15 protein-coding genes are annotated in these 15,880 nt (G+C 47.3%); 5 read left to right on the top strand and 10 right to left on the bottom strand.

All coding sequences use genetic code 11. The annotated features are described in order from the left end of the window. Positions 1 to 108 precede the first annotated feature (108 nt). Positions 109 to 954: a 23S rRNA pseudouridine(2605) synthase RluB gene (rluB, locus tag AACP44_RS06265; RefSeq protein WP_339339620.1), complete on the top strand. Its 846-nt coding sequence runs from the start codon at positions 109 to 111 to the stop codon at positions 952 to 954. A 61-nt stretch (positions 955 to 1,015) separates the two neighbouring features. Here the strand turns inward: rluB and AACP44_RS06260 are convergent, their stop codons facing one another. Genes AACP44_RS06260 through AACP44_RS06245 form a run of 4 tightly spaced genes read right to left on the bottom strand, consistent with a single transcriptional unit; the run spans position 1,016 to position 4,559 of the window. Further along, positions 1,016 to 1,774 (bottom strand): YciK family oxidoreductase, encoded by a 759-nt coding sequence (locus AACP44_RS06260; protein WP_339339619.1) that lies wholly within the window; start codon positions 1,772 to 1,774, stop codon positions 1,016 to 1,018. 18 nt (positions 1,775 to 1,792) lie between these two features. Continuing rightward, a complete protein-coding gene (locus AACP44_RS06255; protein ID WP_339339618.1) occupies positions 1,793 to 2,473 on the bottom strand; it encodes an HAD-IA family hydrolase in 681 nt (226 codons plus the stop codon). 17 nt (positions 2,474 to 2,490) lie between these two features. After that, positions 2,491 to 3,201 (bottom strand): bifunctional 2-polyprenyl-6-hydroxyphenol methylase/3-demethylubiquinol 3-O-methyltransferase UbiG, encoded by a 711-nt coding sequence (gene ubiG / locus AACP44_RS06250; RefSeq protein ID WP_339339617.1) that lies wholly within the window; start codon positions 3,199 to 3,201, stop codon positions 2,491 to 2,493. A gap of 20 nt (positions 3,202 to 3,221) precedes the next feature. Then, on the bottom strand, positions 3,222 to 4,559 hold the full coding sequence (locus AACP44_RS06245) for a TRZ/ATZ family hydrolase (protein ID WP_339339616.1): 1,338 nt from the start codon (positions 4,557 to 4,559) through the stop codon (positions 3,222 to 3,224). A gap of 269 nt (positions 4,560 to 4,828) precedes the next feature. Here AACP44_RS06245 and gyrA point away from each other — a divergent pair, with 269 nt between their 5' ends. From gyrA to AACP44_RS06225, 4 genes are all read left to right on the top strand, one after another. Further along, complete coding sequence (gene gyrA / locus AACP44_RS06240; RefSeq protein ID WP_339339615.1) at positions 4,829 to 7,483, top strand: DNA gyrase subunit A; 2,655 nt, start codon at positions 4,829 to 4,831, stop codon at positions 7,481 to 7,483. Between the two features lie 99 nt (positions 7,484 to 7,582). Next, positions 7,583 to 8,659 (top strand): 3-phosphoserine/phosphohydroxythreonine transaminase, encoded by a 1,077-nt coding sequence (serC, locus tag AACP44_RS06235; protein ID WP_339339614.1) that lies wholly within the window; start codon positions 7,583 to 7,585, stop codon positions 8,657 to 8,659. A 5-nt stretch (positions 8,660 to 8,664) separates the two neighbouring features. Continuing rightward, the gene (gene pheA / locus AACP44_RS06230) at positions 8,665 to 9,780 is read left to right on the top strand and encodes a prephenate dehydratase (protein ID WP_339339613.1); all 1,116 of its coding nucleotides are present in this window, start codon (positions 8,665 to 8,667) and stop codon (positions 9,778 to 9,780) included. Positions 9,781 to 9,863: 83 nt separating this feature from the next. Next, the gene (locus AACP44_RS06225; protein WP_339339612.1) at positions 9,864 to 10,085 is read left to right on the top strand and encodes a DUF3622 domain-containing protein; all 222 of its coding nucleotides are present in this window, start codon (positions 9,864 to 9,866) and stop codon (positions 10,083 to 10,085) included. A gap of 5 nt (positions 10,086 to 10,090) precedes the next feature. Here the strand turns inward: AACP44_RS06225 and AACP44_RS06220 are convergent, their stop codons facing one another. From AACP44_RS06220 to rsxA, 6 genes are read right to left on the bottom strand one after another with little or no spacing between them, the layout of a single operon-like run. Beyond that, on the bottom strand, positions 10,091 to 10,804 hold the full coding sequence (locus tag AACP44_RS06220; protein ID WP_339339611.1) for an electron transport complex subunit E: 714 nt from the start codon (positions 10,802 to 10,804) through the stop codon (positions 10,091 to 10,093). Next, positions 10,797 to 11,447, bottom strand: coding sequence for an electron transport complex subunit RsxG (gene rsxG / locus AACP44_RS06215; RefSeq protein WP_339339610.1), 651 nt, complete (start codon positions 11,445 to 11,447; stop codon positions 10,797 to 10,799). Before rsxG ends, AACP44_RS06220 begins: the two co-directional genes overlap by 8 nt. Further along, positions 11,447 to 12,505 carry an electron transport complex subunit RsxD gene (gene rsxD, locus AACP44_RS06210; RefSeq protein WP_339339609.1) on the bottom strand — a complete coding sequence of 353 codons (1,059 nt, stop codon included), beginning with the start codon at positions 12,503 to 12,505 and terminating at the stop codon, positions 11,447 to 11,449. Before rsxD ends, rsxG begins: the two co-directional genes overlap by 1 nt. A gap of 2 nt (positions 12,506 to 12,507) precedes the next feature. Next, complete coding sequence (gene rsxC / locus AACP44_RS06205; RefSeq protein ID WP_339339608.1) at positions 12,508 to 14,634, bottom strand: electron transport complex subunit RsxC; 2,127 nt, start codon at positions 14,632 to 14,634, stop codon at positions 12,508 to 12,510. After that, positions 14,631 to 15,236 carry an electron transport complex subunit RsxB gene (gene rsxB / locus AACP44_RS06200; protein ID WP_339339607.1) on the bottom strand — a complete coding sequence of 202 codons (606 nt, stop codon included), beginning with the start codon at positions 15,234 to 15,236 and terminating at the stop codon, positions 14,631 to 14,633. The genes rsxC and rsxB overlap by 4 nt, the downstream gene beginning before the upstream one ends. Before the next feature lie 6 nt (positions 15,237 to 15,242). Further along, positions 15,243 to 15,821, bottom strand: coding sequence for an electron transport complex subunit RsxA (gene rsxA, locus AACP44_RS06195; protein ID WP_339339606.1), 579 nt, complete (start codon positions 15,819 to 15,821; stop codon positions 15,243 to 15,245). Positions 15,822 to 15,880 lie beyond the last annotated feature (59 nt).

The raw sequence follows: 15,880 nt of genomic DNA, 5'->3' as shown, positions 1-15,880 counted from the left end.
AAGCCGAGTTAGTTGATAGTGAAGCCATCGATCAAACCATCGTTAGTGACGAAAGCGATATTACCGCCTAATTGCCCTTCCATTTACTATTAACTAAAGCCGTTTGTTATGACTGACGCTCCTGCTGGCGAAAAATTGCAAAAACTTCTCGCTCAGGCGGGTATTGGTTCCCGCCGTGAAATGGAAAAAGTTATTGATGCCGGCCGGGTTCAGGTCAATGGTAACATTGCCCGTCTGGGTGACCGCGCCAGCCGCCGCGACAAAATCTCGGTTGATGGGCATCTGGTTAAAATCACCGATGAAAATATTGGCCGTGTTCTGGTCTATAACAAACCTGAAGGTGAAATTTGTTCACGCAATGATCCCGAAGGCCGCAACACCGTTTTCGACCGTTTACCTAAAGTGAAAGATAGTCGTTGGATTGCTGTAGGCCGTCTCGATTTTAATACCACCGGGCTATTACTGTTTACCACTGATGGTGAATTAGCCAATGCCTTGATGCACCCGTCTTCAGAAATTGATCGCGAGTATTTATGTCGTGTGCTGGGTAATGTCGATGAGGCCATGATACAGCGTATGCTTGATGGTGTTTTGCTGGATGATGGCGTGGCTAAATTTACTGATATCGTCGACGGTGGCGGCACAGGTGCCAACCGCTGGTTCTATGTTGCCATAATGGAGGGCCGCAATCGTGAAGTTCGTCGATTGTGGGAATCACAAGAGGTTCAGGTCAATCGTTTGAAGCGCGTGCGTTTTGGTAGCGTATTTTTGCCCCCCAAACTCAAACAAGGGCAATGGCAAGAAATGAATCACAAAGAGATGCAAGAGCTGTATAAAATGGTCTCTATGGATGCGCCAAAGCCGGTAAAAATTCTGCCGAAAGAACTGGCAAGCATAGAGCGCATGCAGCGCAAAAATCGCGGTGTCAAACGTTCCGCTCGCCCACGACGTTAATTAATCTTATTTGTAGCTCTCAAAACCGATAGGTATTTAAAACGTTTGTTTCAATAGCGGCCTAAGCTTTGGGCTGCGCGTCCAGCGCTTGCCCATTTACCCCTTGGCTATCCTGTCCCATCAAATACAAATACAGCGGCATAATTTTTTCAGGCAAAGGATTTACTGAAGGATCTTCAGCCGGATAGGCAGTATGACGCATGCCAGTATTGGTAGCACCCGGATTGAGAGAATTAACCCGAATATGGCTGGTATTAGCCAATTCATCCGCCAGCGTTTGCATCAAACCTTCTACTGCAAATTTCGATACGGCATAAGGTCCCCAATAAGCACGGCCCTTGCGACCAACACCGGACGAGGTAAAAACGATCGAGGCATCGGATGATTTTTCTAATAAAGGTAATAGCGCCTGAGTCATCATAAAGCTGGCATTGACGTTAATTTGCATCACCTCCAACCATTGTTCGCTATCAGTTTGTGCCACGGATTTACGGTCGCCGAGAATACCGGCGTTATGCAGTAAACCGTCCAGCTGGCCAAATTCCTGTTCCAGTGTGTTATGCATTTGCTGATAATCTTCCATCACCGCTCCGCCTAAATGGATAGGATAGATGGCGGGCTGTGGGTAGCCGGCTTGATCTATTTCGTCATAGACCGATTCCAGTTTTTCGATGGTTTTACCCGCCAGAATCACTGTCGCACCATGGGCGGCAAATGTTATAGCAGCGCAACGGCCAATACCATCACCGGCACCGGTAACAAGAATAGTGCGGTGTTTTAATAACTGATCGGGCGCTTGATATAAGTGTGGTGCGAGCATGCTGAATACCGTTATCGATTAACAGGAAAAGTGTTGGCTTAATAGTGTTTGAATATCACTGGCGTGGTCGACATAGAAATCCGCTTGCCAGTTTTCGGCGGGATCATCCGCTTCAATATAGCCGTAATTAACAGCTATAGTTTTCATGCCTGCGTTTTTGCCAGCCTCTATATCTCTACGGTGGTCGCCAATATATAGGGTGCGCTCTGCGTCGCAACCTAGCTGTTCACAGGCTAAAAACATTGGTTCGGGGTCTGGCTTGGTATGGCTTACATCATCTGGGCATACCATCACGCTACAGCGTTCGCTAAGCCGTAAATCCGCAACAATCGGTTCGGCATAGCGGCGAGGTTTATTGGTGACAATACCCCAGGGAATATTGCAGCTGTCTAACCATAGTAATAATGCATCCATACCGGGAAAAAGTGCCGTATTGACCGATAAGTGTTGGCCGTATAAATCGAGCAACTCCTGCCGTAAGGCATCAAAACCATCGTCACCTTCTCGCAAATCAAAAGCCAGTGTCACCAGTGCTCTTGCGCCGTGAGAAACGGTTGCGCGGATGGCGGAATAGGGTAGTTCAGCTTTACCATGGTTTTTTAGTAACCGATTTACTACCACAGCAAAGTCCGGTGCGGTATCTATTAAAGTACCATCCAGATCAAACAGCACGGCTTGTAGTGAGAGGGATGTCGCCATAAATAAGCTGCTTATTCTTAGGCCGGCTTGCGGGTATGAACCAGATAGTTAACCGCTACATCGTCTTCATTGAGGCGGTATTTTTTGCTGATAGGGTTATAGGTCATACCTGTTATATGCTGCAGCTGTAAACCGGCTTCGCGAATCCAGTGCCCGAGTTCCGAGGGTTTAATAAATTTATGGTAATCGTGGGTGCCTTTGGGCAGTAGCCGCAAGATATACTCGGCGCCAATAATGCTAAACAAATACGATTTTGGATTGCGATTAATAGTAGAAAAATAGAGATCACCACCGGGGCGAACCAAAGCGGCACAGGCTTTAATAACCGAGCCGGGGTCGGGGACATGCTCAAGCATTTCCAAGCAGGTGACAATGTCGTATTGGCCGGCTTCCTGCGCGGCTAAATCTTCCGCGGTAATTTGGCGGTAATTAACCGTTACGCCGGATTCCAGTTGATGCAATTTAGCCACAGATAAAGGCGCTTCACCCATATCAATGCCATTAACAGTAGCGCCACGTTGCGCCATGGCTTCACATAAAATACCGCCACCGCAACCGACATCGAGCAGGTTTTTTCCGGCTACCGGTGAGCGCTGATCAATATAGTTTGAGCGTAGCGGGTTAATCTCATGTAGTGGTTTAAATTCCCCATTTTTGTCCCACCAGCGGTTGGCCAGTGATTCAAATTTGGCGATTTCTGCAGGGTCTACATTAGTCGATGTATTCACTACGGTTTACCTTTTTGTCATCAGTGTTGAGTGTTGATCATTTTATCACGCCAGCTTTGCGCTTTGGCGGCAATTTCAGCAAGATCTAAATTTACCGGCTGGCGGTCAGCCAAAATTTGACGGCCATGAACCCAACTATGGCTGACATGATGGCCGCAGGCGGTATAGACCAATTGTGAAACCGGTGCATAGACCGGTTGCAGCTCAATGGCACTAAAGTCAATGGCGATAATATCGGCTTGCTTGCCGACTTCCAGTGACCCCAGCTTGCTATCGATGGACAAGGCTTTGGCGCCACCCAGTGTGGCGGCTTCTAGGGCTTGCCAGTCATTCAGTGCGGCAGCATCATCGGCTACGGCTTTGGCCAGCAGGGCAGCAGTACGCATTTCAGTAAACATATCAAGGCTGTTATTACTGGCGGCACCATCGGTCCCCAATGCAATGGTAATCCCTTGATCCATCAGTACTTGCACCGGACAAAAACCGCTGGCGAGTTTTAAATTGGATTGCGGACAATGAATCACCGAGGCACCGCTGGCTTTCACCATAGCGATATCCTCATCGCTGAGGGTCGTCATATGCACTAACTGGGTTTTGGGGCCTAATAGACCAAGATGATGCAACCGTGCTAGCGGCCGTTGGCCGTGCAGTTTAAGTTCGTTATCCACCTCTTGCTGCGTTTCATGCACATGAATATGGATACTGATATCCAGCTCAGCGGCTAACATGGCGACCTTTTGTAGTCCTTCATCGCTAACGGTATAGCTTGCATGCGGGCCAAACACCACATCCACTAACTCGCTGTGCTTAAAGTCATCCCGAACCGCTAGTCCTTTGCGAATATAGTCGTCCGGATTCTGTCCCCAAATAGTCGGAAAATTAAATACCGGAAAAGTAATCTGGGCGCGGATACCCGCATCGCTAGCGGCTTTTGCCACTACATTGGGGAAGAAGTACATATCACTAAATGTGGTGGTTCCCGAGCGAAGCATTTCGGCTATCGCTAATTGAGTGCCATCACGCACAAATTCTTCATCCACCCATTGCTGTTCGGCAGGCCAGATAAACTGTTCTAACCAGCTTTGTAGTGGTTGATTATCCGCCATACCGCGAAACAAGCTCATGGCAGCATGGCCATGGGCATTAATCAGTCCGGGGGTCAGTGTATGGGTTGGCAGATCAATGCCATGCTTGGCATCAAATTGGGCCATGGCTTGGTCTGTTGGCAGGATGGCGATAATGTTGCCGCCATCGATGGCAATAGAATGATTTTCCAATACCGTTTTTGCTGGTCGAATCGGGATAATCCAGCGCGCGCTGATTAAAGTATCGATCAATTGAGGTGTTGGATGGCTCATAGAAACGCTGAAAATCTGTTGGTATTTTTGTGTGTTGGCGAGTATAACCGGATTCCTCGGTAATTGCCCTGTATCGACTGGAAAAAGAGTCTATTTAAGCGCGATTTAGACGCCTTTTGGCTGTCGATATCGCATGGATTTATGGTATGATTTTAGCCTCGTTCAGATAGACGTTTTATCAGTAAAATCGCTACCAAATTTAAGCTAATAAATAGAAATCAACGGCGTAAAACTGATCAAATCCAAAATAATTAGGAATGCCATTATCTATGGGTGAATCAACCGATATTGCAAACCATGAAATCCTGCCGGTTAACATTGAAGACGAGCTAAAACAGTCGTACCTCGATTATTCCATGAGTGTTATTGTCGGGCGTGCTTTGCCCGATGTGCGCGATGGTTTAAAGCCGGTTCACCGTCGTGTGTTATTCGCTATGAGCGAGCTAAACAACGATTGGAACAAGGGGTATAAGAAATCAGCCCGGGTGGTCGGTGATGTGATTGGTAAATATCACCCGCATGGTGATTCGGCTGTTTACGAGACCATCGTGCGGATGGCTCAGCCGTTTTCACTGCGTTATATGCTGGTAGATGGACAGGGTAACTTCGGTTCCGTCGATGGTGATTCCGCTGCGGCTATGCGATATACCGAAATTCGCATGCGCAAAATTGCCCATGAAATTCTGGCCGACCTCGATAAAGAGACCGTGGATTGGGTGCCCAACTACGATGGCACCGAGCTGATTCCAGCCGTTATGCCCACCAAAATACCCAATTTATTGGTTAATGGCTCTTCCGGTATCGCGGTAGGTATGGCAACCAATATACCGCCACACAACCTGAATGAAGTGGTTACCGGCTGTTTGGCTCTAATTGATAACCCCGATATCACCATTGATGAGCTGATGGAGCATATCCCAGGCCCTGATTTTCCAACTGCGGCGTTTATCAATGGCCGTGCCGGCATTGTGCAGGCATACCGTACCGGCAAGGGTCGTATTTATATCCGCGCCAGAGCAGAAGTGATCAGCAATGAAAAAACCAACAAAGATACCATTGTTATCAGTGAGATTCCTTATCAGGTAAACAAGGCCCGGTTGATTGAGAAAATTGCCGAGCTGGTTAAAGAGAAAAAGATTGAAGGTATTGCCGAGTTACGCGACGAATCAGATAAAGACGGGATGCGTATCGTTATCGAAATGAAACGCGGTGAAATGGGTGATGTCTGCCTGAATAATCTGTATGCACAAACGCAATTGGAAAATGTTTTTGGGATTAATATCGTCGCTTTGGTCGATGGCCAGCCACGCTTGTTAAACCTGAAAGAATTACTGGAGTACTTTGTACTGCATCGTCGTGAAGTGGTAACACGGCGTACGGTTTACCTGTTGAGAAAAGCCCGTGAGCGCGGCCATATTCTTGAAGGTTTGGCGGTAGCGATTTCCAATATCGATGAAATGATCGAACTGATTAAAGCTTCTGATACCACAGCAGAAGCCAAAGAAAAATTATCCGCTCGCAGCTGGGCGCCCGGTGAAGTAATGGCCATGCTGGAGCGTGCCGGTGCTGGCGATACGCAGACGGCGGCTTCTCGCCCTGAAGATTTGGCTGAAAATTTCGGTTTTATTGATGGTCAATACCATCTTTCGCCGGTGCAAGTTCAAGCTATTCTTGATATGCGTTTACAAAAACTAACCGGCCTTGAGCATGAAAAACTGCTGAAGGAATATCAGGAAAAACTCGACGAAATTACTGAATACCTGAGTATTTTGGCCGATGCAGTTAAGTTAATGGGGATTATTCGTGAAGAGCTACAACTGATTGTCGACGAATATGGTGATGAGCGACGTTCAGAAATCATTGAATCACTACGCGATCTAACCGAAGAAGATTTAATTGCCGAAGAGGATCGTGTTGTCACTATCTCCAATGGCGGTTATGCCAAAACGCAGGCGCTTAGTGATTATCAAGCACAGCGTCGAGGCGGTATGGGTAAATCGGCAACTGCAGTAAAAGATGAAGATTTTGTCGAGCATCTGATTATTGCCAGCACCCACGATACGATTTTGTGTTTCTCCAATGTCGGCAAAGTGTATTGGCTAAAAGTCTTTCATATACCGCTGGCGGGCCGTAATGCTCGTGGTCGCCCGATGGTTAACTTACTGCCATTGGAAGAAGGCGAGCGTATTACCTCGATTATGCCAGTGCGTGAATATACTGAAGGTCATTATATTTTTATGGCCACTGCCAACGGTACGGTCAAGAAAACAGCGCTAACCGATTTCTCGCGTCAGCGTAGTGTCGGTTTACGTGCACTAGAGTTGGAAGAGGGTGATGTATTAATCGGCACCGAAGTCACCACCGGTGATTGCGATGTCATGTTGTTTAGCTCAGCCGGTAAAGCAGTTCGTTTTAATGAAAACGATGTTCGCGCCATGGGTCGTACAGCAAAAGGTGTTCGCGGTATTCGTCTTGAGCAAGGCCAGAAGATGATTTCATTGATCGTGCCTAAAGAGAATGGTCGTATGTTATCGGTTTCTGTCAATGGCTACGGTAAGCGCACTGAGTTTACCGAGTTCGCCACCAAGGGTCGCGGCAATAAGGGCATGATCTTTATGCAGGCCTCTGAGCGCAACGGTAATATTATTGGTGCCGTGCAGGTGTTTGATGGTGATGAATTGATGATGATTTCTGATCAGGGTACTTTGGTTCGTACCCGCACCGATGAGATTTCAGTATTAGGCCGTAATACGCAGGGTGTGCGAGTGATTCGCTTGAAAGAGGGCGAGCATGTTGTCGGCGTTGAACGTATTGATGAGCCAGATGAAGTTGTCGTTGCAACTGATGATGCTGAGATTACTGATGCTTCTGCCATTGATCAAAACACGGTAGAAGATACTGGAGAAAGCGCCGGAGAAGAATAGAAGCGCTGGCGCTTTATTCCAACAATAGTTTTAAGTGCGTCAGACTGCTGTTGTTGTGTTTGCAAGTCTGACGTTCTGTTTATAAATGAGGTTGATTTGATGTCCCGTAAGTATAATTTTTGTGCAGGCCCTGCTGCACTACCTGAAGCCGTATTACAACAGGCTGCAGCTGAGCTGGTTGATTTTCAGGGCGCCGGTTTATCCATTATGGAGATGAGCCATCGCTCATCCGAGATCGTAGCCATTGCCGAACAGGCCGAAGCGGATTTTCGCGAGTTGCTAGCTATTTCTGACGACTACGCCGTACTGTTTTTACAAGGTGGTGCCAGTACCCAGTTTGCGTCTGTGCCACTGAATTTGCTGGGCGATAAAACCGCTGTCGATTATGTCAATACCGGGCAGTGGTCTAAAAAGGCGATCAAGGAAGCCAAAAGATTTGCTGATGTTAATGTTGTTGCCAGTGCCGAAGACACCAATTTTACGACGATCCCGGCTTTTGATAGTTGGCAGTTGAATCAAGATGCGGCCTATTTACATTACACCCCTAACGAAACTATTGGTGGTGTTGAGTTTCTGTGGACACCCGAAGTCGATGTGCCGCTGGTGGCAGATATGTCGTCGACGATTTTATCGCGCCCCATTGATGTCAATCAGTTTGGTGTGATCTATGCCGGCGCACAAAAAAATATCGGTCCGGCAGGTTTAACCATTGTAGTGGTTCGTAAAGATCTATTAGGCAAGGCTAGTGCGCACTGTCCAACCATGCTGGATTATCAAGTCGCGGCTGAAAACGACTCTATGTATAACACGCCACCGACCTATGGTTTATATTTGGCCGGTCTGGTTTTTCAGTGGTTAAAAGCGCAAGGTGGTTTGTCAGCGATTGAAACCATTAACCGTCGAAAAGCGGATAAGTTATATAATTTTATTGATGCCAGTAGCTTTTATGCCAATCCGGTTGAAGTGGCCAGTCGTTCATTAATGAATGTGCCCTTTACCTTGGCTAATTCAGATTTGGATAAGCAATTCCTAGCCGAATCCGAAGCCGCCGGTATGTTAAACCTGAAAGGTCATCGCAGTGTCGGTGGTATGCGCGCCAGTATTTATAACGCGGTACCCGAAGCGGCAATCGATGCATTGATCGACTTTATGAGAGACTTTGAATCAAGAGCCTAAAGCCAATGTCAGATAAAAAGGATCTGGAACAACTGCGCCAAGAAATCGATTCAATCGATCAGCAGATTCATCAGTTGCTTAATCAGCGTGCTGAGTGCGCTGAGCGTGTGGCAGAAACCAAGCTGCAAGCATTTAGTGCTGAGAATGGCGAAGGTGATATTTCCAAGGTTATATTCTATCGGCCGGAGCGGGAAGCTCAGGTTTTACGTAACGTCATAGCGCGCAACAACGGACCGCTTGAAGGTAAAACCGTGGCGCGTATTTTTCGTGAAATTATGTCGGCTTGTCTGGCTTTGGAAAAGCCTATGGAGGTTGCCTATTTGGGGCCGGAAGGCACCTTTACTCAAGCGGCAGCCATCAAACATTTTGGTCAGTCTGTTATTAGCCTGCCTCAGCCCAGTATTGCTAATGTGTTTTCACAGGTTGAGTCCGGTCAGTGCAACTATGGTGTGGTGCCGGTAGAAAATTCCACCGAAGGTATGGTGAGTCATACCTTGGATAATTTTATGGATTCACCACTGAAAATTTGTGGTGAAGTCGAGTTGCGTATTCAGCTACATTTGTTAGCCAATGAAACGGCCAGTTCAGAGACCATTAAGACCATTTGTGCTCACCAGCAAGCTTTAGCGCAGGCCCGCAACTGGTTGGATAACAACTGGTCGGGAGTTGATCGTATCGCGGTTTCTAGCAATGCAGAAGCAGCAAAAATGGCTAAAAATGATCCGACGATTGCAGCGGTTGCCGGTGATATTGCAGCCGAGCAATATGGTTTGATGACAATGGCTAAAAGTATTGAAGACTTTGCCAATAACACCACGCGTTTCTTAATTATAGGAAGCGAACAAGTGCCGACCAGTGATAGTGATAAAACTTCGCTGATCGTTGAAGTCAATAATAAACCCGGTGCCTTGCTTAAGCTATTAGAACCCTTTCACAGCTCAGGGGTTAGCTTAACCCGTATTGATACCCGTCCTTCCCGTACTGATATCTGGTCCTATGTGTTTTTTATTGAATTTGAAGGTCATCAAGATGATGAGACTATTGCTCACATTCTAGAGGGTTTGGGTGATTATTCTCGCGTGTTAAAGGTTTTGGGTTCTTATCCCAAAGCGATACTTTAGTCCCTTTTTGGCCGTCTTTTCTGGCGGCCGTTTATGTTTTAGCGCAATAGGTTTTTATCTCTATTGCATAGGCAATGCAGATTATGTCAAAGAGTAAAAAGTTTAGTTTTCAAGTGCTGGAAGCAGAGGGCGCTTGGAAGGCTGAAATTATTCGCAAGGTAAGCGCCAGAAAGACTACCGTGACTAAAAGTCAGGCCGGCTTTGATTCTGAGCAGCAAGCAACCGCTTGGGCGGATAGTGAATTGCAAACTTTTATGCAACAGTTAAACGAACGCAATCAACGACGCAATCAAAAGCGCGACTAAAATCCTCAGGAAATATTGCCAGTCACACGAACCCGTTTGGAGCCGGCGGCGGGTTTTTCTTTGAGCGCATCTTGGCGCTGTTTGATCTGGCCATCAATCAGGTTTTTAACAGCAATGATCAGGCCGGTAAAAATAAAAGCACCGGGCGGCAAAATGGCCAATAAAAAGTGTTTGTAATCAGAGAACACCACTACCTTCCAGTTGGCAGCAGCTTCACCAAACAATAAATCCATATTATTAAACAAAGCGCCGGTACCAAATAGCTCTCGCAGGGCGCCTAATATAATTAAAATCAAACTAAAGCCAACGCCCATAATAAAACCATCATAGATGGCTGGTAGCAGCGAATTTTTAGATGCGTAAGCATCAGCGCGACCGAGAATAACGCAGTTGGTGGTAATCAAAGGCAGAAAAATACCCAGAATTTGAAAGAGCTCATAGGTATATGCCTGCATCAGCAATTCGGTGCAGGTTACCGCTGCGGCAATAATCATCACAAAGGCAGGCAGCCGAATAGCATCAGAAACCATGCCCCGTATTAACGAAACACAGGCGTTGGAAATAATCAGAACCAACATCGTTGCCAGACCCATGCCGATAGCATTAATTACCGTACCGGTAACAGCTAGCAAGGGGCATAGACCTAACAGTTGAACAATGGCGGGATTATTTTTCCATAAGCCATTGAGAGAGAGTTCTTTATAATTTACCTCACTCATAGTTTTTGACCTCGGCATCCATAGTGATGGACTGCTTAAGAATAGCCTGTTGATGTTGATTAAAGTATTGCAATGTTTGTAAGACCGTTTTAGTCACGGCGCGAGGTGTAATTGTGGCCCCGGTAAACTGATCAAACACGCCCTTATCTTTTTTAACCTTCCATAGATCAACGGTAGGGTTAACTAGCGATTTATTGATAAAGCTATTAATCCATGGGCTTTTCTTTATATCAATGGCATCACCCAGTCCCGGTGTTTCGCGATGCGATAAAACCCTCACCCCAGCCACCGTGCCGTCAATATTAATACCAATAATCATATCAATATCGCCGGTATAACCCTCTCTGGCAGTGGCGGGGAAAATAACCGCTACCGGCTCGCCATCTTGACGGGCAATATAGTATTGTTTCTCTGAGCGCAATCCTAAGCTATCACTGTCATTAATACGGTGGGCATCTTCCAGCATCGAGTTGTTATGACGTGATTTTGGAATAATTTCTAACAAGGCACGTTCTTCGGCCATGCGAATATTTTTATCAATCGTCTCTTTGGCGCTCAGATAAGTGCCGGCAATAATTGCGGTACTTAAAATAGCAAACAAGCCTAATAGCAGCGCATTACGACCGATAGATTTGCCTAACATTATTCGCCTCCTTGTTCGCCGGGAGGTTGATGCCCGTAAGTTCTTGGCTGAGTGTAATAATCCAGTAGCGGCGCAGCAAAGTTCATTAGCAAAACAGCAAAGGCAATAGCGTCAGGGTAGTTACCCCAGACACGAATCAAATAAAGCAGTAGGCCGATCAATGCGCCGTAAATCATTCTGCCTTTAATGGATACCGCTGAGGTTACCGGATCAGTAACGATAAAAAAGGCACCCAACATCGTTGCGCCACTCAGCAAATGGAATAGTGGTGAACCGCCCGAGGCAGAACTGCCGCCATCATAAAATAGCGCCGACACAACAGTCAGTGATATCAGCATGCTAATCGGTGCATGCCAGGTAAAGACTCGTTGTGATAATAAGAATAGACCACCGGCTAAAAAGCCAAGATTGGCCCACTCCCAACCTAAACCGCCCCATTGGCCAAACTGTGGTGACTGCTGCCATAAGTCTTCGATGAGCAGTGAATTATTTTGTTTAACCATATCTAACGGGGTTGCCATGGTAATGCCGTCAACGGTAAAGACGGCAATGGCCTCACGGCCAACAAATAAAACGCTAATCGAATCTAGTAAGCTAGGTAGCTCACCGGCAAAAGCCTGACGCGGTGCTGCCCATGTAGTCATTTCCACCGGAAAAGAAATCAGTAGTACCACATAACCGACCATTGCCGGATTAAAAGGGTTATAACCCATACCGCCATAAAGGTGCTTGGCAATTAAAATGGCAAAACCGACCCCGACTGCGATTAACCACCAAGGTGAGTAGGCAGGCATGGCAATAGCCAGTAATACAGCGGTCACCAGTGCACTGTAATCGCCGAGATAAAATCCCAGAGGTCGTTTGCGTAGAGTGAGAGCCAGTGCTTCTGCAGCCAGAGCCACTGCAGAGGCAAAAGCGATATTAACCAACACCCCCCAACCAAAGTGCCAGCTTAGCGCCAAAACTCCGGGGATAGTTGCCAGCAATACTAATTGCATCACCCGGGCTGTATTAAGCGGGTCGGTAGCATGGGGTGATGTAACTTTAAACAATGCCATAATTAATTGTTCTGTCTGTATTCGTCGTAGGCTTGCTGAGCATCGGCTAGTTTTTCTGCCAGTTTGGTTTGCGTTTGCATCAGGATATCAACGGTATCACTGCCTTCTGCCTGTGCGATCGTCAGTTTTTCACGGGTTTTTTCAACGCGTTTGCTTAAAGCATTAATGGCATTGAGCAAGCGTTCTTCATCGCTCATGGATGATGCTGCTTCACGTTTTGCCAATGCGCGGGCGATAGCATCTTGCGCGGCATCACCTGAGGCCATAGCCCGTGGTGTTTTTTGTTCAGCGCGCTGAATGGCCAGTTGCGCGGGATCGGCGCTGTTATTCAAGGCCGGATTATTGGCGATAAATTCATCTAAGGCTGTTTTAGCGGTTTGATACTTGGCTTCAGTTTTTTCTACCCCGATGCGCAAAGCCTCTATTTTATCGGAGCCTTGTTGCGTGGCCTGTTGTAATTTTTCTTTTGCCGTCACCAAACGTTTTTCAATGCTGGCCAGTGCTGCTTCAAGACTTGCTTGCGTGGGGGCCGATGGAGCACTGCCGGCACGTTTTGCCATAGCCTTTTCAATAGCAGCCTGTGCTGGGTCGGCAGCGGCTTTTTTAGCTTTGGCGCGTTCAACGGCTGCTTGTACCGCATCGACTTTGCCAGCTTGGGCATTGCCGGCAGCGCGTGCTTCTGCTGCCGCTTTACGAGCTTTGCGTTTGGCTTCTTTTTCCGCTTCCTGCCGTTCAATACGTTGTAGGCGAGCTTCGAAGCGTGCCTTGGATTGTTCGGCTTTGATAGCATCGTCTTTTTGCTGACGAATATCCGCTTTGGAGGCGCGATAATATTGCACCAGTGGAATATTGCTAGGGCAGGCAAAAGAACAGGCGCCGCACTCAATACAGTCCATTAAGTTGTGGGCTTCCAGCTTTTCATATTCTTTGCCGCGAGCAAACCAGTACATTTGTTGTGGCAGCAGAGATACCGGACAGGCTTCTGCACATAGGCCGCAACGGATGCAGGCCTGTGCAGGTGTAGGTGGTGGCATTTCTTTTTGGCTGGGGGCCAAGATGCAGTTGGTGGTTTTAACTACCGGCACGGTTTCACTGTCCAGCGTAAAGCCCATCATTGGCCCACCCATAATTAAGCGTGAGCTGTTTTTCTGTTGGTAACCGGCAAGCTCTAACAGATGGCTAATGGGTGTGCCCAATAGCACTTCATAGTTACGGTTTTGTTCACAGGCATCACCAGTGACGGTGGTAATACGGGAAATTAATGGCTCGCCCCATTGTATGGCGCGATAGATCGCCACGGTGGTTCCCAGATTTTGGCAAACAATACCGACTTCAGCGGGTAGACCACCGGAGGGCACTTCCTTGCCGGTGAGAATTTGTATCAGTTGTTTTTCACCACCTGAAGGATATTTGGTAGGGAAACTGACAATCTCAATACCAGAACCTTCAGCCGCTTGTTGTAAGGCGGCAATGCCTTCAGGTTTATTATCTTCAACCCCAATAATGGTTTCTTGGGTGGGCTGGATCAGGTGCTTTAGAATATTAGCGCCAGCAATAATGTCGTCGGCGCGTTCCCGCATCAACATATCATCAGCGGTGATATAGGGTTCACATTCAGTGCCGTTAATAATCAATGTTTCTATCACTTGATCGTCACCGGTGCCGAGTTTTACCGCTGCAGGAAAACCGGCGCCACCCATGCCGGCAATACCGGCCTGACGAATGCGGTTAAGTAATTCGCTTTTATCGACGCTGGTATAGTCTTTAATACCGCTATGTTCTATCCACTGATCGTTGCCGTCGGCCTGAATAATAATACAAGGAGCTGTCATGCCTGATGGGTGAGCAATACTGCGATGTTCAATAGCAATCACTTCACCCGAGGTCGACGCATGAACGGGTACGCTGACAAAACCCTTGGCTTCGGCAATCATTTCGCCTTTTAATACTCGTTGGCCAACAGTCACAATTGGTGTTGCTGGGGCGCCGATATGTTGTGATAGTGGAAAGACTAATTGTCCGGGTATGCCGGCGCTGGTAATCGCTAGTCGATTGGACTGCGTTTTATTTTCTGGCGGGTGAACACCGCCGTGAAAATCCCAAACTTTTCGGGCGATTGAAGTGTTCACGCTGCCACCTCATTACTGTTATTTTTATCCGTGGCAATCACATCAGTAGCATTGGGTAAATTCCAACTCCAGGTTTGTACGGTGGTTGCTATCGGTAACATATCAATACAATCTACTGGGCAGGGTTCTACGCAGAGATCACAGCCGGTACATTCGCTGGCGATAATGGTATGCATTTGTTTGGCGGCACCCAAGATGGCATCAACGGGACAGGCCTGAATACATTTGGTGCAGCCAATGCATTCATCTTCACGGATATAGGCCACGGTTTTACTATTTTCTTCACCGTGTTCTGCATCCAGCGGTATGGCCTCGATATCCAGTAAATCCGCTAGGGCTTGAATGGTGGTTTCACCGCCGGGAGGGCATTTATTGATCGCTTCACCATTGGCAATCGCCTCGGCGTAGGGACGACAACCGGGAAAGCTGCATTGACCGCATTGGGTTTGCGGTAATAAGGCTTCTACCTGATCGGCAATCGGGTCACCTTCGGTTTTAAAGGTGACCGCAGCGAAACCTAGCAGCGCGCCAAAGGGTACGCCCAGAATTACTAGGGCGATAATGGCAGCGGCAAAGGGCTGTTGGTTAATTAATTCAATCACCGGTTACTAGACCAATCCTGCAAAGCCCATAAAGGCCAATGACATTAAGCCGGCGGTAATCATGCCGATGGCTGCGCCTTTAAAGGGGGTGGGTACATCGGCTACGGCAAGTCGTTCACGCATGGCGGCAAACAGCACCAACACTAACGAAAAGCCTAAGGCTGCACCAAAACCATAAAAGACAGATTCAACAAAGTTATGCTGTTTGTTGATATTGAGCAGGGCAACACCGAGTACGGCACAGTTGGTGGTGATCAAGGGCAGAAATATGCCGAGCACTTTATACAGCATAGGACTGCTTTTGCGCACAACCATTTCGGTAAATTGCACGACAACGGCAATGACTAAAATAAAGGAAATGGTTTTTAGATATTCCAAGCCCAGTGGTAATAGCAGCCATTCATAGGTTATCCAGCTGACGATAGAGGCAAGGGTCAGCACAAAGGTGGTAGCACTGGACATACCGATGGCGGTTTCCAGTTTATTGGAGACACCCATAAACGGGCACAGCCCGAGGAACTGTACCAAGACAAAATTGTTGACCAGAATAGCTCCGATCAATAGCAGCGAATAATCTGCCAGCATAAGTGCTTAATCCTTTGAGTTGATAAGATTTAGCTTATTGTCATTGTCATTGTCATTGT

The organism is uncultured Oceanicoccus sp. (assembly GCF_963968385.1).
Taxonomy (GTDB): Bacteria; Pseudomonadota; Gammaproteobacteria; order Pseudomonadales; family Dasaniaceae; genus Oceanicoccus.
Note: the sequence above shows the minus strand (reverse complement) of the source record. Positions and strands in the feature narration are given on the sequence as shown.

Bases quoted from the DNA above. Each gene is read 5' to 3' on its own strand.
- rluB (WP_339339620.1), top strand. From the start codon at position 109: ATGACTGACGCTCCTGCTGGCGAAAAATTGCAAAAACTTCTCGCTCAG.
- AACP44_RS06260 (WP_339339619.1), bottom strand. From the start codon at position 1,774: ATGCTCGCACCACACTTATATCAAGCGCCCGATCAGTTATTAAAACAC.
- AACP44_RS06255 (WP_339339618.1), bottom strand. From the start codon at position 2,473: ATGGCGACATCCCTCTCACTACAAGCCGTGCTGTTTGATCTGGATGGT.
- AACP44_RS06245 (WP_339339616.1), bottom strand. From the start codon at position 4,559: ATGAGCCATCCAACACCTCAATTGATCGATACTTTAATCAGCGCGCGC.
- gyrA (WP_339339615.1), top strand. From the start codon at position 4,829: ATGGGTGAATCAACCGATATTGCAAACCATGAAATCCTGCCGGTTAAC.
- serC (WP_339339614.1), top strand. From the start codon at position 7,583: ATGTCCCGTAAGTATAATTTTTGTGCAGGCCCTGCTGCACTACCTGAA.
- pheA (WP_339339613.1), top strand. From the start codon at position 8,665: ATGTCAGATAAAAAGGATCTGGAACAACTGCGCCAAGAAATCGATTCA.
- AACP44_RS06225 (WP_339339612.1), top strand. From the start codon at position 9,864: ATGTCAAAGAGTAAAAAGTTTAGTTTTCAAGTGCTGGAAGCAGAGGGC.
- AACP44_RS06220 (WP_339339611.1), bottom strand. From the start codon at position 10,804: ATGAGTGAGGTAAATTATAAAGAACTCTCTCTCAATGGCTTATGGAAA.
- rsxG (WP_339339610.1), bottom strand. From the start codon at position 11,447: ATGTTAGGCAAATCTATCGGTCGTAATGCGCTGCTATTAGGCTTGTTT.
- rsxD (WP_339339609.1), bottom strand. From the start codon at position 12,505: ATGGCATTGTTTAAAGTTACATCACCCCATGCTACCGACCCGCTTAAT.
- rsxA (WP_339339606.1), bottom strand. From the start codon at position 15,821: ATGCTGGCAGATTATTCGCTGCTATTGATCGGAGCTATTCTGGTCAAC.